The organism is Micromonospora sp. LZ34, from assembly GCF_052981855.1.
Window position 1 is genome coordinate 86,891 of sequence record NZ_JBRIQN010000010.1, and the last position, 19,727, is coordinate 106,617.

At 73.1% G+C, this 19,727-nt stretch carries 17 protein-coding genes; 1 reads left to right on the plus strand and 16 read right to left on the minus strand.

Going from position 1 to position 19,727, the window contains the following annotated elements; translation table 11 throughout:
• Positions 1-34: 34 nt before the first annotated feature.
• From ACVCAH_RS13675 to ACVCAH_RS13720, 10 genes are all read right to left on the minus strand, one after another.
• Positions 35-2,407 carry a glycoside hydrolase family 65 protein gene (locus ACVCAH_RS13675; protein WP_447136484.1) on the minus strand — a complete coding sequence of 791 codons (2,373 nt, stop codon included), beginning with the start codon at positions 2,405-2,407 and terminating at the stop codon, positions 35-37.
• Positions 2,404-3,156 carry a beta-phosphoglucomutase family hydrolase gene (locus ACVCAH_RS13680; RefSeq protein ID WP_447136485.1) on the minus strand — a complete coding sequence of 251 codons (753 nt, stop codon included), beginning with the start codon at positions 3,154-3,156 and terminating at the stop codon, positions 2,404-2,406. The genes ACVCAH_RS13675 and ACVCAH_RS13680 overlap by 4 nt, the downstream gene beginning before the upstream one ends.
• Before the next feature lie 58 nt (positions 3,157-3,214).
• On the minus strand, positions 3,215-3,679 hold the full coding sequence (locus tag ACVCAH_RS13685; RefSeq protein ID WP_447136486.1) for a DUF4442 domain-containing protein: 465 nt from the start codon (positions 3,677-3,679) through the stop codon (positions 3,215-3,217).
• A gap of 83 nt (positions 3,680-3,762) precedes the next feature.
• Positions 3,763-4,824 carry a hypothetical protein gene (locus ACVCAH_RS13690; protein WP_447136487.1) on the minus strand — a complete coding sequence of 354 codons (1,062 nt, stop codon included), beginning with the start codon at positions 4,822-4,824 and terminating at the stop codon, positions 3,763-3,765.
• 66 nt (positions 4,825-4,890) lie between these two features.
• Entirely contained in the window at positions 4,891-6,252 is a 1,362-nt protein-coding gene (locus ACVCAH_RS13695) for an ABC transporter ATP-binding protein (protein WP_447136488.1), read from the minus strand.
• A 91-nt stretch (positions 6,253-6,343) separates the two neighbouring features.
• Positions 6,344-8,554, minus strand: a complete 2,211-nt coding sequence (locus ACVCAH_RS13700) for a bifunctional glycosyltransferase/CDP-glycerol:glycerophosphate glycerophosphotransferase (RefSeq protein ID WP_447136489.1) — start codon at positions 8,552-8,554, stop codon at positions 6,344-6,346.
• Positions 8,555-8,570: 16 nt separating this feature from the next.
• Positions 8,571-10,562: a DUF5941 domain-containing protein gene (locus ACVCAH_RS13705; protein WP_447136490.1), complete on the minus strand. Its 1,992-nt coding sequence runs from the start codon at positions 10,560-10,562 to the stop codon at positions 8,571-8,573.
• On the minus strand, positions 10,559-11,305 hold the full coding sequence (locus tag ACVCAH_RS13710) for an ABC transporter ATP-binding protein (RefSeq protein ID WP_447136491.1): 747 nt from the start codon (positions 11,303-11,305) through the stop codon (positions 10,559-10,561). The genes ACVCAH_RS13705 and ACVCAH_RS13710 overlap by 4 nt, the downstream gene beginning before the upstream one ends.
• Entirely contained in the window at positions 11,306-12,133 is an 828-nt protein-coding gene (locus ACVCAH_RS13715; protein ID WP_447136492.1) for an ABC transporter permease, read from the minus strand.
• A 70-nt stretch (positions 12,134-12,203) separates the two neighbouring features.
• Positions 12,204-13,574 (minus strand): L-serine ammonia-lyase, encoded by a 1,371-nt coding sequence (locus ACVCAH_RS13720; protein ID WP_447136493.1) that lies wholly within the window; start codon positions 13,572-13,574, stop codon positions 12,204-12,206.
• Between the two features lie 321 nt (positions 13,575-13,895).
• Here ACVCAH_RS13720 and ACVCAH_RS13725 point away from each other — a divergent pair, with 321 nt between their 5' ends.
• Positions 13,896-14,105, plus strand: a complete 210-nt coding sequence (locus ACVCAH_RS13725) for a PspC domain-containing protein (protein WP_302918504.1) — start codon at positions 13,896-13,898, stop codon at positions 14,103-14,105.
• A 130-nt stretch (positions 14,106-14,235) separates the two neighbouring features.
• Here the strand turns inward: ACVCAH_RS13725 and ACVCAH_RS13730 are convergent, their stop codons facing one another.
• From ACVCAH_RS13730 to ACVCAH_RS13755, 6 genes are all read right to left on the minus strand, one after another.
• Positions 14,236-15,000 carry a DUF4230 domain-containing protein gene (locus ACVCAH_RS13730; protein ID WP_447136494.1) on the minus strand — a complete coding sequence of 255 codons (765 nt, stop codon included), beginning with the start codon at positions 14,998-15,000 and terminating at the stop codon, positions 14,236-14,238.
• Between the two features lie 176 nt (positions 15,001-15,176).
• Positions 15,177-16,346 carry an acyl-CoA dehydrogenase family protein gene (locus ACVCAH_RS13735; protein ID WP_447136495.1) on the minus strand — a complete coding sequence of 390 codons (1,170 nt, stop codon included), beginning with the start codon at positions 16,344-16,346 and terminating at the stop codon, positions 15,177-15,179.
• Positions 16,347-16,390: 44 nt separating this feature from the next.
• Positions 16,391-16,696, minus strand: coding sequence for a type II toxin-antitoxin system VapB family antitoxin (locus tag ACVCAH_RS13740; RefSeq protein WP_076470742.1), 306 nt, complete (start codon positions 16,694-16,696; stop codon positions 16,391-16,393).
• A gap of 189 nt (positions 16,697-16,885) precedes the next feature.
• On the minus strand, positions 16,886-17,488 hold the full coding sequence (locus ACVCAH_RS13745; RefSeq protein ID WP_447136496.1) for a nitroreductase family protein: 603 nt from the start codon (positions 17,486-17,488) through the stop codon (positions 16,886-16,888).
• Positions 17,489-17,499: 11 nt separating this feature from the next.
• Complete coding sequence (locus ACVCAH_RS13750) at positions 17,500-18,429, minus strand: aldose 1-epimerase family protein (protein ID WP_447136497.1); 930 nt, start codon at positions 18,427-18,429, stop codon at positions 17,500-17,502.
• Between the two features lie 18 nt (positions 18,430-18,447).
• Complete coding sequence (locus ACVCAH_RS13755) at positions 18,448-19,716, minus strand: MFS transporter (protein WP_447136587.1); 1,269 nt, start codon at positions 19,714-19,716, stop codon at positions 18,448-18,450.
• Positions 19,717-19,727: the final 11 nt, after the last annotated feature.

The following is a 19,727-nucleotide window of genomic DNA, read 5'->3' on the forward strand; positions in this document are numbered from 1 at the left end:
CCGCAGCCTCGCGGGCCGGCGGCACGTTCCGGCCCTACGGCTCGTTCCCCGGTAGCCGCAGCTGCGGCGTCCGGCCGGGGGCCTGTTCCGGTGCCGGGCCGGACACCTCCAGCGGCGGCACCGGCACGGTCACCGGTTCGTCGCAGGTGACCCGCAGCTTCTCGCCGTGGTGGCGCAGCTCCAGCACGTCGTCCGGGTCGCCGTGCCGCAGCGCGTACGTCACCTCGTCCGGCCGCACGTCGACCCGCAGCCGCAGGTCCCGCCACTGCAGGGAGAACTCGAGCCGGCTGAGCCGGCTGGAGAGCCGGGGCGAGAAGGACAGCGTGCCGTCGTGGTCGCGCAGCCCGCCGAAGCCGGCCACCAGCGCGATCCACGCGCCGGCCAGCGAGGCCATGTGCACGCCGTCCCGGGTGTTCTCGTTCAGGTCGTGCAGGTCCATCAGCGCGGCCTCGCGCAGGTAGCTGTGCGCCAGCTCGGGATGGCCCACCTCGGCCGCCAGCACCGCCTGGGTGCAGGCCGACAGCGACGAGTCCCGGACGGTACGGCGTTCGTAGTAGAGGAAGTTGCGCAGCTTCTCCTCCGGGGTGAACGCGTCACCCCGCCAGTGCATCGCCAGCACCAGGTCGGCCTGCTTGATCACCTGCTTGCGGTACAGGTCGAAGTAGGGATAGTGCAGCAGCAGCGGGTACTTCTCCGGCGGGGTGTGCTCGAAGTCCCACTCCTCCAACCGGGTGAAGCCGTCCGTCTGTTGGTGGACGTCCAGTTCCTCGTCGTACGGCAGGTGCATGTCCATCGCCGCGTCCCGCCAGGCGGCCGCCTCCTCGTCGGTCACCCCCAGGTGGAACGCCTCGTCCCGATGGCGCATCACCGCCTCGGCTGCGGTGAGCAGGTTCCGCTGGGCCATCAGGTTGGTGTAGATGTTGTCGTTCTTCACCGCGGTGTACTCGTCCGGGCCGGTCACCCCGTCGATGTGGAACCGGCCGCGCCGGTCGTGGTGGCCGAGCGAGCGCCACAGCCGCGCGGTCTCCACCAGCAGCTCCAGCCCGATCTCCCGTTCCAGCTCGACGTCCCCGGTGACCAGCACGTAGCGCCGCAGCGCGTCGGCCACGTCGGCGGCGATGTGGAACGCCGCGGTGCCCGCCGGCCAGTAGGCCGACGACTCCGGCCCCTCGATGGTCCGCCAGGGGAACGCGGCGCCGTGCAGGTTCAGGGTCCGGGCCCGCTCGTGCGCGCTGGGCAGCGTGCGGTGCCGCCAGTGCAGCGCGTCCCGGACCGCGGGAGGGTGGGTGTAGGTGAGCACCGGCAGGACGAACATCTCGGTGTCCCAGAACGCGTGCCCGTCGTACCCCGGGCCGGTCAGCCCCTTCGCGGCGATCGGCCGGCGCTCGGCCCGGGCGCCCGCCTGGAGCACGTGGAAGAGCCCGAAGCGCACCGCCTGCTGCACCTCCGGGTCACCCTCCACCACCACGTCGGCGGCGTCCCAGAACTCGTCGAGGTACTCCCGCTGCTCCCGGCGCAGCCCCTCCCAGCCGTCCAGCTTCGCCCCGGCGAGGGCCGCGCCGACCTGGTCGCGCAACGCCGGCAGCGAGCGCCGGCTGGACCAGCCGTACGTCAGGTACTTCACCACCCGCAGCTTCTCGCCGGGCTTGAGCACACACCCGATGGTGGTACGGACCCAGTCCTCGTACCCCTCCGACTCGATCGTGGTGCGAGTGGAGGCTTCCACCTCGTGGTCCATCGCGGCGGCCACCCGCAGCCCGGAGACCTTGGTCCGGTGGATCAGCAGCCCGCCGTCCTCGGTGGTCAACTCCTCCTCGGCGAGCAGCGGCGACTCGAGCACCGCCGCCACCCGCGGGTCCTTGCTCTGCGCCGGCAGCGTCTCGTTCGCCACCAGTTCCGACTGGACGATCAGCCGCAGCGGCCCGTCGACCGCCTCCACCTCGTAGTTGATCGCCGCGACCGCCCGCTGGGTGAACGAGACCAGCCGGGTACTGCGCACCTTGACCTCGCGCCCGGCCGGGGAGCGCCAGTGCAGCTCCCGGTGCAGGGTGCCGGCACGCATGTCGAGGATCCGCTCGTGGGCGAGCAGCTCGCCATAGCGGACGTCGAGCGGCTCGTCGTCGACCAGCAGCCGGATCAGCTTGCCGTTGGTCACGTTGACGATGGTCTGGCCCGACTCGGGGAAGCCGAACCCGGCCTCGGCGTACGGCAGTGGTCGCAGCTCGTAGAAGGAGTTGAGGTAGGTGCCCGGCAGGCCGTGCGGCTCGCCCTCGTCGAGGTTGCCGCGCAGCCCGACGTGGCCGTTGGAGAGCGCGAAGACCGACTCCGACTGGGCCAGCACGTCCATGTCCAGCCGGGTCTCCCGGACGTGCCACGGTTCGACCGGATAGGCCCGTTCCCTGATCATGCGCTCCGCCCCTCGTCGAGCAGTTCGGCGAGGTCGCCGACCACGATGTCCGCGCCGTGCGCCCGCAACTCGTCGGCCTGTCCCACCCGGTCGACCCCGACCACGAAGCCGAACCCGCCGGCCCGCCCGGCGGCCACCCCGGCCAGCGCGTCCTCGAAGACGGCGGCGTGCGCCGGGTCCACCCCGAGCAGCTTCGCGCCGGCCAGGAAGGTGTCCGGGTGCGGTTTGCCGCGCAGCCCCTGGGCGCGCGCCACTAGCCCGTCCACCCGCGCCTCGAGCAGCGGCTCCAGGCCGGCGGCGGCGACCACCTCCCGACCGTTCGCGCTGGCCGTGACGACCGCGCGGCGCAGGCCGGCGGCGACGGCCGCCTGCAGGTACGTGACCGAGCCGGGGTAGACGTCGACACCGTTCGTGCGCAGCTCCTGCAGGAGCCGGACGTTCTTGCGGTTGCCGACGCCGTTGACCGTCTCCGCCTCGGGCGGGTCGTCCGGCACCCCCTCGGGCAGCACGACGCCGCGCGAGGCGAGGAAGCCCCGCACCCCGTCGGCGCGGGGCCGCCCGTCGACGTACCGGTTGTAGTCGGGCCCCGGGTCGAAGGGCCGGAAGGGCTCGCCGGTGACCGCCGCACGCTGCCGGAGGAACTCGTCGAAGGTCGCCTTCCAGGCGGCGTTGTGCACCCGGGCGGTCTGCGTCAGCACACCGTCGAGGTCGAAGAGACAGGCAGTCACGTGAGCAGGCAGGCCCAGCACGGTACGAATCTATCCAGACCACCGCCGGGAGAAACGCGTTTCCGCCCCGCCGGGCGGTTCAGTTCGGCCGCAGCGTCCAGACCACGGTCATCGCCGAGGTCGGCTTGCCCTCCTCGGTGGCGATCTCCACCTGCACCGGGAACTCCGGCCGCTGGCCGGCCGCCAGCTCGGCGACCACCTCGGCGGCCGGCCGGCCGAGCCGGGCGGTGGCCAGCACCGGCCCCATGGCCAGCTTCCGGTAGGCGATCTCGGCGCGCACGGCCAGCGGCACCGCCCGGTCGAGCAGCTGCCCGAACGCGGCCAGCACCACCGCGCCGGAGGCGGTCTCACCAAGGGTGAACATCGCGCCGGCGTGCGGGCCGCCGACGTGGTTGTGGGTGGCCGGCGAGTCGGGCAGCCGGACGACCGCCCGCACCCCGCCCTCCGCCTCGGGGGCCACCTCGACGAACTCGAGATTCAGCGTGCGGGCGAACGGCACGGCCTCGAGCATGCCGGCCGCGACCTGGCGCGAGTCGATGGTCATACCCGGACGTTACTAGTCAGTAACTTCGTGGGCAAGAGCCGCGCCCGCCCCCGGTGCGGGGACGGACGCGTCGCGGCCGGCGATCAGAGGTTGGCGATGGTGCGGAGGATCTCGGCGTAGAAGTTGCCGTCGATGCTGCGGAACAGCGCGAAGCCCTGCCCGGGGTCGCCGAAGAAGGGGCGCAGCGTCCAGGCCAGCTGGGTGCCGACGAAGCCGAAGAGCAGGATCCAGATGTAGAGCAGGGTCATGCTGGCCGGGCGCTGGCTCGGCTCGCCGCGCCGCGCCGGCGGCGTGGCCCACGGCCGCTGCGCGTAGCCGGGCGGCAGCAGCCCGGGCGGGTATGCGGCCATCGGCTGCCCGCCGACCGCGACGAGCGCCGGCTGCCCGACGAATGCCGGCTGCGCGACCGGAGCGGGCGGCTCGGGCTGGCCGGTGGTGGGCGCCGCGGACCCGGCGCCGGCCGGCGTGCCGCCGTTCGCGGCCACCGCCGCACCACTCACGGCCGCCCCGGCCGGCACCGGTTCGGCGACCGCCGGGGCCGGCTGCGCCGCGTCGACCGCGGCCGGCGCCGCCTGGGCGGGCACGGCCTGGGCGGGCACGGCCTGGGCGGCGCCGGCCGTCGCCGGGGCGGCGGTGGCCGGGGCGAGCAGGCCGTGCTCGTTGAGCACCTGCATGCCGCCGGTCAGGAAGCGCAGGCCGACCACGGCGGACAGGGTCAGGATCGCCACGTTCAGCAGCTTGAAGAAGCCGTAGTCGGGGGCGGTGATCAGGAAGAAGAGGCTGATCGGCGCGAACGCCACGGCGAGCATCGAGGTGACCGTGATCGCCACCATCACCAGGGCCAGCGACTGCCGCACCGAGAGCCGGGCCCCGAAGACCAGGTTGAACAGGTAGAGCGTGGGCAGGCAGATGACCAGCGTGACCAGGAAGAGCAGCGGGAGCTTCACCGCCGAGGTCAGCGCCATCAGCGCGCTGTGGAACGCGCCCAGCACCGCGCCGTAGCAGGCGAGGGCGACGGCCGAGCTGGCCAGCATCCGGCCGGTCAGCGCGTTCAGGTCACGCTCGGCCACGATCTGCTGCCAGATGCCCTGCCGGTCGCGCAGGATGCGCTCGATGACCAGCGGACTGGAACGGTCACCCGACACGGGCACACCCCTTCCGGATCGATGCTCTGTGGATTGTGGTGCGCTGACCGTAGGGCACCGCGTGGATCAGCGCCACCCCACGTCGATCCGGTCGCCGCGCTCGTCGAAGAAGTGCAGCGCGTCCATGCGTACGGCGATCGACAGCGGGTGACCGGCGGAGACCGCGGGGTACGGGGCGAGCCGGACCGCCAGCTCCGCCGGGCGGCGGTGGTGCCGGCCTGGATCGTTGAGCACGCTGGTCCGCGTGCCGCTCCCCGCCGCGGCCGCCGCCTCCCCCTCCCCGGCACGGCCGGCGAGGCGCTGCATGACCTGCCCGAAGCGGCGCAGCCCGCGCTGCCCACCGTCGTCCGAGGCGTTCCCCCGGGCGCCCATCTCGTCCACCACGATCGCGGTGGCCCCGATGTCGAGGAAGGCCAGCGACTCGTGCCCGTGGTGCTCCAGGTAACGGATCCGGCCGTGCAGCACGTCGCCCGGGCTGTCCGGGGTGACCGGGGTGAGCGCCTCGGCGCGCATGCCGACCACGATCCGCTCCCCGTGGTAGTGCGCCACGGCCCGGCTGCGGATGTCGTCCCAGGGCAGGTAGAGCGCCTGCTCGCCGAGGGTCAGCGTGACGTAGCGGTCGAGGTGGACGTAGACCGAGGCCTCCAGCAGGTTCATCCGCGGGCTGCCGAGGAACGCGGCCACGTAGAGGGTGGCCGGCCGGCCGTACACCTGGGTGGGGGTGCCGACGTCCTGCAGGACGCCCTTGCGCATGATGGCGACCCGGTCGGCCATGGTGAGCGCCTCGGCCTGGTCGTGGGTGACGTAGATGGTGGTGACGCCCAGCTCGCGGGTGAGCCCGGAGATCTCCGCGCGCAGCTCGGCGCGGAGCCCGCTGTCCAGGTTGGACAGGGGCTCGTCCATGAGGAACAGCCCCGGCCGGCGGACGATCGCACGCCCCATCGCCACCCGTTGGCGCTGCCCGCCGGAGAGCTGGCTGGGCTTGCGGCCGAGCACGTCGCCGATGCCGAGGGCGCTCGCCACGTCGGTGACCCGCTCGCCACGCGGCACGGGCTCGACGCCGGCCAGCCGCAGCGGGAAGGCGATGTTGTCGCCGACCGTCATGTGCGGATAGAGCGCGAAGTCCTGGAAGACCATGGCGATCTTCCGTTCCCGCGGCGGCAGGTCGTTGGCCAGCTCGCCGCCGAGCATGATGGCGCCCGAGGTCGGGTCCTCCAGCCCGGCCACCATCCGCAGCACGGTGGACTTGCCGCAGCCGGACGGGCCGAGCAGCACCATGAACTCGCTGTCGTTCACGTCGAGGTTGACGCTGTCGACGGCGAGTGTGCCGTCGTTGAAGACCTTGGTCACATCCTTGAGCGCGACGGTGGTCACCGTCTCCTCCCCCAGCTCGTCGGGCGAACCCCGAATGACTGTGACGAAACTCATGCGATCCGCACATCGGGTAAACGTGCCATGTTCAGCCAGTGACAGACCTATTACGGCGTATCGAGCGCCGGCGATCCGCCTGAGCAGTGAATCAGCAGGCCGGACGGGTCCCCGGGTGCTCGCCGAGGAAGACCCGGCGGACCACCCGTTCGGCGGCGTGGCCGTCGTCCAGCGCACAGAACCGGGCCCGGAACTGCTGCCGGGCCTTGCCGGCCGCGTCCGAGCCGTACTCGCCGGAGCGGAACAGGTCTAGCAGGTCGGGGAAGGTGCGGGCCACCGCGCCCGGCGGCTCCGCGGTCACGTCGAAGTAGACGCCGCGGGCCAGCCGGTACGCGTCCCAGTCCGGGGCGTAGACGACGATCGGCCGGTCCAGGACGGCGTAGTCGAACATCGACGACGAGTAGTCGGTGACCAGCACGTCGGCCGCGAGGTAGAGGTCCTCCACCCGCGGGTGGGCGCTGACGTCGCGCACCCGGTCGCGGTCCACCGGCCGCCGCACCCGCCGGTCCCGGTCGTGGAAGTAGTGGCTGCGCATCAGCAGCCGGCCGGACGGCCCGAGCACGTCGAGGATCCGGTCCGGGTGGAACGGCGGCCGGTAGCCGGGCAGGTGTTCCCGGTGCGTCGGCGCGTAGAGCACGACCTGCTCGCCCGGGCCGATGCCGAGTTCCGCGCGGACCCGGAGCACCTCCTCGGCGGTGGCGGTGACCAGCCGGTCGTTGCGCGGGTAGCCGACCTCGAGGGTGGTGTACCCGGCGGGGTAGGCGCGCTCCCACATCTGGGTGGAGAAGCTGTTCGCGCTGATGCTGTAGTCCCAGCGGTCCACCCGGCGCAGCAGCCCGGCGAAGTCCATCCCGCCCGCGCCGAGCGGGTAGCGCTGCTGGTCGAGCCCCATCACCTTGACCGGCGTGCCGTGGTGGGTCTGCACGTGCACCGAGCCCGGTCGCTTGCGGACGTGGTCCGGGAAGTTGACGTTGTTGACCAGCCACCGGGCCCGGGCCAGCACCCGGTGGTACGCCGGGGTGCCGGCGACGACGTACTCGACTCCCTCCGGCAGGGTGTCGACCCGGTCCCGGCGCACGATCCACACCCCGCGCACCTGCGGCGCCAGCCGCCGGGCCGCCTCGTAGACGGCGGCCGGGTTGCAGGCGTAGCCGCGGTACCAGTAGGCCGCGTAGACGGCCAGCGTCGGGTCGACGGGTCGGCGCAGTTCGGCCCGGTAGTACTCGCGCAGCAGCACGTCCCGGGCGGTCCGGGCGGTACGCCGGGCCGCCGGCAGCACCCGCCGTTTCGTGCCCCGGGCGGTGCTCCGGGCGGCGTCCCGGGCCTGGCCGGCGGTCCGCAACGCGCTGAACGTCCGCCAGCGCCCGGCCGCCACCAGCCGGTACTTGAGCCCCTCGACCCCGGCGGGGGTCGGGCAGCCCTCCGGCGGGACCCAGCGGGCGTAGTCGGCGGTGATCTGGCGGAAGAAGCCCGGGCGCAGTTCGGGGGCGATCCGCTGGCCGTTGCCGAGCACGGTCAGGTAGTGCCAGATCATCCGCTCGAAGACCGCCGGGCGCAGGTCGTCGACCGCCGGTCCCCAGGAGTCCATCAGCCGGAACACCCGGTGCCACTGTTCGAAGACCTCGAAGTGCCGGTCACCCCGGGTCCGGGTGATCGCGCCGGCCCGCCGCTGCCGGTAGTTGACGCAGACCCGGTCCAGCACGCCGATCCGCTCGGCGGCCATCAGCACCGGATAGCTGAACGAGACGTCCTCGTACCAGCCGGGGGCGAACCGCAGCCCCAGGTCGACCAGGAACCGCCGGCGGACCAGCCGGTTCCAGGCGGTGTGCAGCAGTCGCAGCGTCTCCGGGCGGTCCCGCAGCCGGAAGGTTTCCTCGCCCGGTGGCTTCGGGAACACCTCGGCCATCGCGCTGCGGGTGGTGCGGTCGTTCCAGTGCGTCCGGACGTGGTCGACCAGCAGCACGTCCGGCCGGGTGGCGTGCAGCCGCTCGGCCACCTCGACGAGGCAGTCCGGCGCCAGCCAGTCGTCGCCGTCGACGAACCAGACGTACTCGCCGACGGCCCGGTCCAGCCCGATGTTGCGGGCCGGACCGAGCCCCACGTTCCCGGTCAGCCGGACGGCGTGCATCCGCTGGTCGCGGGCCGCGTACTCGGCGAGGATCTCGCCGCTGTCGTCCGGCGAGCAGTCGTCGACCCCGATCACCTCGATGTCGGTGACCGGCTGGCCGAGGATGGAGTCCAGGCATTCGCGCAGGTAGCCCTGCACCCGGAAGGCCGGTACGACGAAACTGATCAGGGTCATCCGGCCGGCCCCTCCGTCAGCCCGGCGAGCGACCTCCCGCCACCTCCGGACCGACCGAGGCCCGCGCGACGCGGGCGGGCAGGACGACCCAGGCGAGGACCACGCTCCCCACAAAAACCACGAGAAGGTACGTACCGAGTGTAGCCATCCCGATGCCCGCAATTCCGACGATCGCCGCCAGGGCCAGCACCGCCGAACGCCCCTCCCAGCCCAGGGTGGCGGGGTGCAGCGGCGGCGCGGCCTGCCGCTTCTCCAGCCGTGCGGTGAGGTCGTAGTGGTGCAGGGTGAGCACGAAGACGTAGCCGAAGACCAGCCACGCCGGCGCCGCACCGATCACCCCGACGGCGATGGCGAAGAGGTACTCGGCGGCCCGCAGCGCGGCCGGCACCAGCCAGTCCAGCGGCCCGTTGTGCGCCGCGCCGGCGCCCAGGCCGCCGGCCAGCAGCACCACCAGCCCGACCGGCACCGCCCAGCGCAGCCCGTCCGCCCCGCCGTCGTCGCCGGCGGCGGCGGCCAGCGCCGCGGCCAGCAGCACCGCCGCGCCGAGCGCCGCGATCACCGCCAGGGTCAGCGGCCCCATCCGGCGGACGACCGGCAGCCGGCCGGCGAGCGGGCCGTCGTCGCGGTGCAGGGTGGCGTCGACCGTGTCCAGCACCGGCACCCACATCCAGCGGGCGCGCAGCGTACGCAGCGCCCCGGTGTACGCGAACGCGAGCACCCCCCAGGTCAGCACGGTGAGCAGGCTGACCAGCGGGCCGAACAGCGCCACGGTCAGCGCGATCAGCGCCCACCGCTCGCCGATCGGGAACACCACGGTCCGCTTCAGCCAGTACGACACCGATCCGGTGTCGGCCTGCACCCGGGTGGAGGCGGCGTTGAGCTTCCCGCCGATCCCGCCGGTGGCGCCCGTCGCCGGGCGGGGGCGGCGGGCCGCCTCGTCGTGCAGCACGCCGTACCAGGTGTCGGTCATGTGCCGCACGGTCTGCAGGGTCATCGCGGCGATCGCCAGCGCCCAGCCGTACCGGAACCCGGCCTGGGTCGCGCCGTAGCCGAGGCCGGCGTAGACCAGGTATTCCTTCGCCCGGTCGGCCATCGTGTCCAGCCAGCCGCCCCAGGCGCTGAAGTGCCGGGTGTAGCGGGCCAACTGGCCGTCCACGCAGTCCAGCACGAAGCCGAGGTAGAGCAGCACCGCCCCGGCGACCAGCGCCGGCCGGCCCCCGACGCCGAAGAGCACCGCGGCGGCCACCGCGAAGGCCACGGAGATCATCGTGACGGCGGTCGGGCCGAGCCCGATCCGGGCGGCCGCCTTCGTGACGTACGGCGACCAGGTGCTGACGAAGAAGGTGGTGAAGAAGTCGTCCCGCTCCTTGACCGAGAGCTTCAGCTCGGCCCGGTCCTCGTCGACGGCGGCCACGGCCGCCTCCGCGGCGGCCAGCCCGGCGGCGTCGGCGACCCGGTGCGCGACGAGCAGGCGTACCCGGTGGGCGAAGGTCAGCGTGCCCAGCCCGGCGAGGCCGGCGAAGAGCCGGTCCACGGCGGGCCCGGCCACGGCCGGGGCGGTGCCGGCGGCGACCGCGCGGGCGGCGGCGGCGAGCACCGGCAGGTCGTCGACGCCGACCCGCAGCGCGCCGCCGAAGATCCCGGTGGCCGCGCCGTCCAACTCCTCCGGTGGCCCGGCGTCGACCACCTGGCCGCGCTCCTCGCGCACGGCGACCCGCCCGGCCCCGGGCGGGTCGGTGAGCACCAGCGCCACGGTCGGCCCGACCGGGCTGGTGGCCAGGTGGCGCAGCACGGCGGTGTGCGCGACCAGGTCCGCGCCGGTGACGATCACCGGCCCGGTGGCCGCGTCGGCCAGCGCGGCCAGGTCGTCGAGGTCGGTCGCGAACCGCACCTCGGCCGCCCCGGCCCGGCGCAACTGGGCGGCCAGCCGGTCGGCGAGGGACCCGCCCGTCGTGGTGGGGAGGCTCGCGGCCGGCGCACCGGCGGCGAGCACGATCGCGAGCGTCACCGCGGAACCGCGCTGTGGTAGGCGTCCAGCGCCTCGGCGATCGTCCCGTCGACGCTCAGCCGGCCGCCGTCCAGGAAGAGCCCCCGACGGCAGAACCGGGTCAGGTCCTTTTCGTTGTGTGACACCAGCACCAGAGTGCGCCCCTCCCCGAGCAGACGGTCGATCGTCGCATAGCACTTCTTCCGGAACTCCGCGTCCCCGACCGCGGTCACCTCGTCCATCAGCAGGATCGGGTGCGGCAGGTGGGAGATGATCGCGAAGCCGAGCCGGACCTTCATCCCGGACGAGTAGTGCCGCACCGAGGTGTCGATGGCCCGTTCCACCTGCTCCCCGGCGAACGAGACGATGTCGTCGAAGTTCCGCTTCAGGTAGCTCGACGACAGCCCGTGCAGCCCGCCCACCAGGTACAGGTTCTCCCGTCCGGTCAGGTCGTTGGAGAACCCGGCGGAGAGCTCCAGCAGCGGCGCGACGTCGCCGCGGACCTGGATCCGGCCCTCGTCCGGGATCAGGACCCCGGCGATCAGCCGCAGCAGGGTGCTCTTGCCGGTGCCGTTGCGGCCGATCACGCCGACGGTCTCCCCGGCCTCGATCGCGAACGACACGTCACGCAACGGCCAGAACCGGCCGTCCGCGGCACCCCTCTTGCCACGGTGGATGAACAGCTCCCGCAACCGCAGCTGCCGCCGGCGGTTGCGGACGAACCGGATGCCGAGGCCCTCCGCCTCGATGATCGGGTCGGCCATTCAGAGTTCCTTGAGCACGGCGGGTTCCAGCCGGCGGAACGACCACCAGCCGGCGACCAGCACCAGCAGGCTGCCGCCGACCGTGGTGGCGAGCAGCCGGGCGTCCGGGAACTCGGCCGGGTACCAGATCGCGTGGTGCAGCTGGAAGATGCCGACCAGCGGGTTCAGCTCGTAGCCGATCTTGAGCCAGCTGGGCAGGTCGGAGTCGCGGACCAGGCTCAGCGGATAGATGATCGGCGTGGCGTAGAAGAGCACCCGGATGATCAGCCGCATGAAGCGCTCGACGTCCCGCATCAGCACGTTGCACGCCGACAGCAGCAGCGCCAGCCCGACCAGCAGCACGGCCTGGACGGCCACCGCCAGCGGCAGGGCCAGCAGCGACCAGCCGGGGTCGATCCGGTCGTACGCGGCGTAGCCGACCGCGATGGCGACCAGGATCGGCAGGCCGGCGGCGTACTCGGCGAACCGGCCGGCGACCCGGCCGATCGGGAAGACCTGGCGCGGCACGTTCATCGTGGTGATCAGCCGGGACTGGCCGGTCAGCGCGTTGGTCGCCTCGCTCAGCGCGGAACTGGTCCACATCCAGGCGAAGATCCCGGTGATCAGGAAGAGCGGGTACGAGTCGGCCGCCTCGCCCAGGTGCCGGGTGGTGTCCCGGGAGTAGAGCACGCCGAAGACGAACCAGTAGATCGCGCCCATGCCGAGGGGTTCGATCAGCGACCAGAGGTATCCGAGCACGGACTGCTGGTACTTCACCGCGAGGTCACGCTTGACGAGGATGCGCAGCGAATTGCGGTGCGACCACAACGCCGGAACGCCAGAGGTCACCGTCGTCTCCCGCCTCATGAACGGACGACAGGTTAGCAGTCGGTGAACGAACGCTCCGAGTCGGACGGACTCAGCACTCGATCACGTTGACGGCCAGGCCGCCGCGTGCCGTCTCCTTGTACTTGACCTTCATGTCCGCGCCGGTCTCCCGCATGGTCTTGATGACCTTGTCCAGCGAGACGGCGTGCACCCCGTCGCCGCGCAGCGCCAGCCGGGCGGCCGTGATCGCCTTGATGCTAGCCACCGCGTTCCGCTCGATGCACGGGATCTGCACCAGGCCACCGACCGGGTCGCAGGTCAGCCCGAGGTTGTGCTCCATGCCGATCTCGGCGGCGTTCTCCACCTGCTCCGGGGTGCCGCCGAGCGCCTCGGCCAGCCCGGCGGCGGCCATCGAGCAGGCCGACCCGACCTCGCCCTGGCAGCCGACCTCGGCGCCGGAGATGGAGGCGTTCTCCTTGAACAGCACACCGATCGCGCCGGCGGCGAGCAGGAAGCGCACCACCCCCTCGTCGGAGGCGCCCGGCACGAAGCGGGTGTAGTAGTGCAGCACCGCGGGGATGATCCCGGCCGCCCCGTTGGTCGGGGCGGTGACCACCCGGCCGCCGGCTGCGTTCTCCTCGTTGACCGCCAGGGCGAACAGGGTCACCCAGTCCATCGCCCGCAGCGGGTCGGTGGTGCCGGCGTCCGCCTCCAGGCTGCGGCGCAGCTCGGCGGCGCGGCGGCGGACCTTCAGCCCGCCCGGGAGCACCCCGTCGCGGGCGCAGCCCCGCTCCACGCACTCCCGCATCACCCGCCAGATCTCCAGCAGGCCGCCGCGCACCTCGGCCTCGCTGCGCCAGGAGAGCTCGTTGGCCAGCATCACCTCGCTGATCGACAGGCCGGTCCGCCCGGTGACGTCGAGCAACTGGGCGCCGGTGAGGAACGGGTACCGGACCCGGGTGGTGTCCGGGACGATCCGGTCCGCCCCGGCGGCCACCTCGTCCACCACGAACCCGCCGCCGACCGAGTAGTACGTCCGGGAACGCAGTTCCGCGCCGGCGCGGTCGTACGCGACGAAGGTCATCCCGTTCGGGTGGTACGGCAGCGACCGGCGGCGGTGCAGCACCAGGTCCCGGTCCGGGTCGAAGTCGATCTCGTGCGCGTCGAGCAGGCTAATCCGGTGCTCCCCCCGGATCCGGGCGACCCGCGGCTCGACGGAGTCGGTGTCGACCGTCTCCGGAGCCTCCCCGGCCAGCCCGAGCAGCACCGCCCGGTCGCTGCCGTGGCCGTGCCCGGTGGCGCCCAGCGAGCCGAACAGCTCCGCCTGGACCCGCGCCGTGTCGGCGAGCAGCCCGTCGGCCTTGAGCCCGGTGACGAAGGTACGGGCGGCCCGCATCGGGCCCACCGTGTGCGAGCTGGACGGCCCGATGCCCACGCTGAAGAGGTCGAAAACGCTGATCATGGCTGCTCTTCCTCGCCGTCGTCCCGTCGTGCAGGTTCGCCCGGCCCGTCGTGGCCGCCCCCGGTCGGGCGGCCGTCGGGGCATCCGGGGGTGCGGGTGCCCGACCTGCCAGCCTACCCGCCCAGGTCAGCCGCTGTGCGGCGAGCCGCCGGCGGTCACCTTGCGGCATCGCGGCGGTGGCGCGTCGCGGCGGCCCGGACCGGGTAACCACCTACGGGTGGCCGGGTCGCCGATCCTTCCGCAGGCCGAGGGCGCGGTGGCCACCCCTTCCTACCGTTGATTCCAGACGCGGCGGATCCGCCGCAGAGTGGGAGTACGACGATGAGTCGCAAACTGGTCCGACCCCGCCAGGGGCGCATGCTCGCCGGTGTCTGCGCCGGCCTGGCCCAGCGGTTCGGCACGTCCGCCAACTTCGTCCGGCTGCTGTTCCTGCTGTCGCTGCTGCTGCCCGGCACCCAGGTGATCGTCTACCTGGTGCTCTGGATCCTGATGCCGAACGAGGACCGCTACCTGGCCACCGCCCGCCACTGACCCCTCGCCACCCCACCCACCCTCCCCTCCCCCCACGTCGCCAGCACATTCAGAGAATGAGTGGCCATTCCAGCGCTGGAGACCACTCTTTCTCTGCAAGTGCGACCCGCCGCAGAGGGGGGCGGGGGGGTTAGGGGGCGGTGTAGGTGACGGTCACCTTCTCGTAGCCGAGGGAGCGGAGCAGCCCCTCCAGCATCTTGCGGGTGTTCTCCTCCGCCCGGGCGGTGAGGCCGCTGTCCCGGGCGGCGGCGGTGATGTGTTCCTCGGCGAGTTGGTAGACCTGCTGCTGGCGGTTGGGGTCGCCGGCGACCAGGTCACCGAGCCGGTTGAGCAGGCCGCGCTGCTCGGCGAAGACGTAGCTCTTCTCCAGGTCCAGGTTGGTCTTGCCGAGCTGCGGCGCCGGCAGCTTGATCTCCACCGACTTGCCGTCGGCCGACTCGACCACCGCGCCCTCGGAGATCTTCGTGAAGTCGACGTACGCCTCGACGCTGCCCGCCCCGACGAAGAGTGTCCGCTCGTTGAGCAGGAAGTCCGGCACGTTGCGCCGGTCGTTCTGCAGGTCCACGACGACCTGGAAGTTGCCCTCGGCGGCGACGTAGCGGCTCAGGTCCTGGATCGACTTGAGCAGCGTCGGCTGGCTGCGGTCGGTCTGCTCCTTGGCGAACGGGTTGCGGAAGTCCGGCAGGATGCCGGTGGCCTGCACGCCGAGCAGCAACACCACGGCGAGCGCCGCCGCGCCGAGCACCCAGAGCAGGCCCCGGGCCGGGCCGCCGGGAGACGGCGCCACGCCCTCGGCCGGCTCGGGCGCGGCGCCCGACCGGTCGCGCAGGTCGTCGCCGGTGGGGTAACCGGGGAACTCCTTCGTGGGCTCGTTGATGCCACCGTCGCGGGCCATCGCCCTCACCGTCCTCGTCAGACACGTCGTCTGAAATGACGGTACGTCCCCCGTACGACACGCGCGCGCCGAGCGACCGGAACGCCCGTCTGCCCAGGTCAGCGGGGGTGAACGGAACAGGCCAGTCGCGCCGGGCAGCCGCAGGCCGGCGGCCGAGTCGCTGGAAGCGGCGCCGGTCAGGCGAAGGCGGAAAGCCCGGTGAGCTGCTGCCCGATCACCAACTGGTGGATCTCCGAGGTGCCCTCGTAGGTGAGCACGCTCTCCAGGTTGTTGGCGTGCCGCATCACCGGGTAGTCGCCGGAGACGCCGTTCGCGCCGAGGATGGTGCGGCACTGCCGGGCGATCGCCAGCGCCTCCCGCACGTTGTTCAGCTTTCCGACGCTGACCTGTGCCGGGCGCAGCCGGCCGGCGTCGGCGAGCCGGCCCAGGTGCAGCGCCAGCAGGTAGCCCTTCTGCAGCTCGACCGCCATGTCGGCGAGCTTGGCCTGGGTGAGCTGGAAGCCGGCCAGCGGCCGGCCGAACTGGGTGCGGGTGCCGGCGTACGCCAGGGCGGTCTCCAGGCAGTCGCGGGCCGCGCCGAGAGCGCCCCAGACGATGCCGAAGCGGGCCTCGGTGAGGCAGCTCAGCGGGGCCTTGAGGCCGATCGCCTCGGGCAGCCGCGCGTCGGCCGGCAGCCGGACGTCGTCGAGGGAGATCTCCCCGGTGACGGAGGCGCGCAGCGACATCTTCCGACGAATTTCCTGCGTGCCCACCCCAGGGGTGTCCATCGGCACGAGGAAACCTCGCACCCCGTCGTCGGTGCGGGCCCAGATCACCGCCACGTCGGCGATCGGCGCGTTGGTGATCCACATCTTGCCGCCGCTGAGCACCCAGTCGTCGCCGTCGCGCCGGGCCCGGGTGCTCATCGACGCCGGGTCGGAGCCGTGGTCCGGCTCGGTCAGCCCGAAGCAGCCGATCGCCTCGCCGGTGGCCATCGACGGCAGCCAGCGCTGCTTCTGCTCCTCGCTGCCGTAGCGCCAGATCGCGTACATGGCGAGCGAGCCCTGCACCGAGACCAGCGAGCGCAGGCCCGAGTCGCCGGCCTCCAGCTCCAGGCAGGCCAGCCCGTACGCCACCGCGGAGGCGCCGGCGCAACCGTAGCCGTCCAGGTGCATGCCGAGCAGGCCGAGCTTGCCGAACTCGCGGGCCAGCTCGCGGGCGGGCACCCGGCCCTCCTCGTACCAGCCGGCGACGTGCGGGCGGACCCGATCGTCGACCAGCTGGCGCACCACCGCCCGGATCTGCCGCTCCTCCTCGCTGAGCGACGAGTCCAGGTCGAGCAGGTCGAGGGGGGCGGTAGGACTCATGGCAGCCACCTTAACGAAGGCTCAGGCGCGGTCGCGAGGGCTGGTCACTCCACCGGCTCGGAGAGCACGAGCACCCGGGCGTGGATCTGGTTGCGCTGCTGAAGCGCGGCGCGCAGCGCACGGTGCAGCCCGTCCTCCAGGTAGAGCCCGCCGTTCCACTGCACGACGTGCGGGAAGAGGTCACCGTAGAAGGTGGAGTCCTCGGCGAGCAGCTTGTCCAGCGCGAGCTCACGCTTGGTGGTGATCAACTGGTCCAGGCGCAGCGGTCGCGGCGGGATCTCCGCCCACTGCTTGAGCGTCAGGTTGTGCTCGGGGTAGGGACGCCCGTCCCGAACCGCTCTGAAGATCACGACGGCACGCTCCCCTCCCCGTGGCCGGGCCGACCCGCGGCGCCGAGCCGGGTCGCGGCGTGGCGCCGCGACCCGCGGCACCGATGACCGTGCCAGCCTAGCCGCCTGCACCACACCGCGTTCTGCTCCCTGATGTCAGTTTCGCTACCGCTGGTCCGTTCCTCAACCGGACGAATCCCCACCGACCGGTCAGCTCCACCGCCCGCGTCGGACCACCTCGTCGACCGGACGCCGGCCCCGGCGCAGCGACGGTGACCGATGGTCGAGCGCGCGGTAACCGATGGTGATCGCACCGACCGGTTGGTACTCCGCCGGCACCCCGAACGCCTCCCGGTAGGCGTCCAGCCGCTGCGGCGGGATGCCGAAGAAGCAGGCCCCCAGCCCCTCGTCCACCGCGGTCAGCAGCATCAGCAGCGCGGCGAAGCCGGCGTCGACGTACCAGTAGGGCACCGGCCAGCGGTCCGGCGAGCGGTCCGTCCAGCCCTTGTCCGGCTCGGCGTACCGGTCCAGGTAGGCCGAGCGGTTCGCGTGCGGGACGACGATCAGCGGCGCCCGCCGCATCCCGGCCAGCCAGCGCTCCCGGCCGCCGCCCGCCGGGGTGGTCGCCGCCCAGAACCGCTCCCGGTCCGCCGGGGTCTCCAGCACCAGGAAGCCCCAGCCCTGGGCGAACCCGGCGGACGGCGCGCGGACCGCGTGGTCGAGCAGGCGCTGGACCACGTCGGGCGGGACGGGGCGGTCCGGGTCGTAGTTGCGCACCATCCGGCGCCGCCGGACCACCTCGGCGAACTCCATGCCGCCCCCGCTCAGGCCCCCGGCCGGACGCCCCAGGCGCCCCGCCAGGTCCCGCCCGGCGGCAGGGTGATCACGTCCCGGCCGGAGCGGAACGCGTCCGGCGGGCAGGTCATCGGCTCGATGGCCACCGAGCGGCGGTGCCGCTCCCCGGTGAGCGAGTCGCCGGTGAAGACCTGCCACCAGCCGAACTCCCGGTCGGCCCAGATCCGCACCCCGGACGAGCCGTCCGGGGCGGCCAGGCTCACCGCGGAGCCGCCGTCGTCGTCCCGGACCACGTCACCGAAGGTGAGGTCGAGCCGGGCGTCGCCGATCCGGCGGCGGCTGGTCCAGTCGTACTCGGTGCCGGCGACCGGGGTGGCCCCGATCGGCAGCAGCCGGGAGTCCAGCAGCAGCCGGCTGCGGGCCGGCAGCCGCATCGCCAGGTCGTCCACCGCCACCGCGGGCAGTCGCAGGTACGGGTGCACGGCGAAGCCGAACGGCGCGGCCTCGCCGCCGGTGTTGGTCACCTCGTGCTCGGCCCGCAGCCCGTCCGGCCCGACGCTCCACCGGCTGCGCAGCCGCAGCGGCCACGGGTAGCCGGGCTGCGCGGGCAGGTCGTAGCCGAGGGTCACCGCGTCGGCGGACTGCTCCAGCAACTGCCAGGGCACCCAGTTGACCAGCCCGTGGATGGCCACTCCCCGGTCCGGCTCGCTCAGCGTCAGCTGCAACGACCGCCCGCCGAAGGCGTACCTGCCGTCCCGGATCCGGTTCGGCCAGGGCGCCAGCACCTGGCCGGCGCAGCCCTGGCAGAGCTCGTCCTCGGCGTACCCGTCGAGGTAGTCGACGCCGTCGTGCCGGTAGGTCCGGACCCCGCCGCCCACCTCCACGACGACCGCCTCGTGCCCGGCGGCGGCAATGGTCCACTGCGCGCCCGAGGGCGGGCGCTGGTCGGGGCTGTCCATGCCGGCGACCCTAGCCGTTCAGTCGCGGTCGGCGCTCGACGCGGTCGCCGCCCGGTAGCGCAGCAGCGCCGGGAAGGCCACCGCGAGCAGCACCGCCAGCGCGGCGGAGACCAGGCCGCCGCTGACCCAGGCGACGCCGCCGCCGAACCCGGCGGCCACCGCGCCGGCCCGCAGGTCGCCCAGGCGCGGGCCGCCGGCGATGACCACGGTGTTGACGCCCTGGAGCCGGCCGCGCATCCGGTCCGGCGCGTAGACCAGCAGCATCGACTGCCGCAGCACCGCGCTGACCAGGTCGGCCGCGCCGGCCACCGCGAGCAGCACCACCATCAGCCAGAGCTGGCCGGCCAGCCCGGCCGCCGCCACGGCCAGCCCCCAGCCGACCACCGCGACCACCAGCGCCAGCCCCTGCCGGTGCAGCCGGCCGATCCAGCCGGAGGTGAGACCGCCGAGCATCGCCCCGATCGCGATCGCGCTGTAGAGATAGCCCACCGCCGCGCCGCCGCCGAACCGCTCCTCGGCGATCTCCGGGAAGAGCGCCCGGGGCATGGCCAGCACCATCGCGATCAGGTCGATGGCGAAGGAGAGCAGCAGCACCGGGGTGGTGGCCAGGTAGCGGAAGCCGTCCACGATGCTGGCCAGGCCGGCCTTGCGCGGGGTGCCGTCACCGTCCGGATCCGGCTCCGGCGGCATCGCCGGCAGCCGCACGGTGGCCCAGACCGCGACGGTGAAGAGCAGGGCGTCGAGCGCGTACGCGATCGGCAGGCCGAGGCCGGTGTCCCACTTCGCGAAGATCAGGCCGGCGGCCAGCGGCCCGAAGACCGAGGCCGCGGTGTAGGTGGTGAAGTTCAGCGTGCTCGCCGCCGGCACCAGGTCCAGCGGCACCAGCCGGGGCAGGATCGCGTTGCGGGTGGGCGAGCTGATCGCGAAGGCGATCGACTGCACCGCCACCAGGGTGAGCAGCAGCACCGGGCTGCCGACCCGCAGCAGCGCCTGCACCAGCAGCCCGAGCGTGGAGGCCCAGAGCAGCGCCGAGGTGACCAGCAGCACGCTGCGCCGGTCCCGGACGTCGGCCACCGCGCCGCCCCAGAGCCCGAAGACCAGCAGCGGTACGAACGCCGCGACCCCGATCAACCCGACCCAGAGCGAGTCGCGGGTCAGCGCGTACATCTCCACCGGCACGGCGACGGCGGTGAACTGCATGCCGAACATGCCGATGCCGTTGCCGAGCCACATCCGCCGGTACGCCGGCACGGCCAACGGGCGCAGGTCGATGGCCCAGCGCCGCATCCCGCGCGGCC

Excerpts from the sequence above, each read along its gene's own strand:
- ACVCAH_RS13675 (WP_447136484.1), bottom strand. The coding sequence starts at position 2,407 with ATGATCAGGGAACGGGCCTATCCGGTCGAACCGTGGCACGTCCGGGAG.
- ACVCAH_RS13685 (WP_447136486.1), bottom strand. The coding sequence starts at position 3,679 with ATGACCATCGACTCGCGCCAGGTCGCGGCCGGCATGCTCGAGGCCGTG.
- ACVCAH_RS13695 (WP_447136488.1), bottom strand. The coding sequence starts at position 6,252 with ATGAGTTTCGTCACAGTCATTCGGGGTTCGCCCGACGAGCTGGGGGAG.
- ACVCAH_RS13700 (WP_447136489.1), bottom strand. The coding sequence starts at position 8,554 with ATGACCCTGATCAGTTTCGTCGTACCGGCCTTCCGGGTGCAGGGCTAC.
- ACVCAH_RS13710 (WP_447136491.1), bottom strand. The coding sequence starts at position 11,305 with ATGGCCGACCCGATCATCGAGGCGGAGGGCCTCGGCATCCGGTTCGTC.
- ACVCAH_RS13720 (WP_447136493.1), bottom strand. The coding sequence starts at position 13,574 with ATGATCAGCGTTTTCGACCTCTTCAGCGTGGGCATCGGGCCGTCCAGC.
- ACVCAH_RS13725 (WP_302918504.1), top strand. The coding sequence starts at position 13,896 with ATGAGTCGCAAACTGGTCCGACCCCGCCAGGGGCGCATGCTCGCCGGT.
- ACVCAH_RS13730 (WP_447136494.1), bottom strand. The coding sequence starts at position 15,000 with ATGGCCCGCGACGGTGGCATCAACGAGCCCACGAAGGAGTTCCCCGGT.
- ACVCAH_RS13735 (WP_447136495.1), bottom strand. The coding sequence starts at position 16,346 with ATGAGTCCTACCGCCCCCCTCGACCTGCTCGACCTGGACTCGTCGCTC.
- ACVCAH_RS13745 (WP_447136496.1), bottom strand. The coding sequence starts at position 17,488 with ATGGAGTTCGCCGAGGTGGTCCGGCGGCGCCGGATGGTGCGCAACTAC.
- ACVCAH_RS13750 (WP_447136497.1), bottom strand. The coding sequence starts at position 18,429 with ATGGACAGCCCCGACCAGCGCCCGCCCTCGGGCGCGCAGTGGACCATT.
- ACVCAH_RS13755 (WP_447136587.1), bottom strand. The coding sequence starts at position 19,716 with ATGCGGCGCTGGGCCATCGACCTGCGCCCGTTGGCCGTGCCGGCGTAC.